Annotated in this window: 1 pseudogene; it reads left to right on the top strand. The window is 58.6% G+C overall.

Features of this window, described 5'->3' with window-relative positions:
* A pseudogene (locus tag AC0IYH_RS32660) lies at window positions 1–256 on the top strand (peptidase M23); the annotation flags it as partial.

The following is a 256-nucleotide window of genomic DNA, read 5'->3' as shown; positions in this document are numbered from 1 at the left end:
GCACAAGAGCAACCCGCCGATGAGTCGCCTTTCGCACAAATTGAAGGTAGCGAAGACACCCAGAACGCCGAGCTGGAGGCCGAGCCTCAGGTAGCCGAACAGCCACCCGAGGATCCGCTCAGCAAAACCGTTGCAGTGGCCAATGGCGATACGCTTTCCACGGTATTCAGCAAGGTCGGCTTGTCCGCAAACACCCTGCATGACGTGATCAACAGCAGCAAGGAAGCCAAGCAACTGAGCCGCCTTAAGGTCGGCC

This window comes from Pseudomonas sp. AC463 (assembly GCF_979253585.1).
Note: the sequence above shows the minus strand (reverse complement) of the source record. Positions and strands in the feature narration are given on the sequence as shown.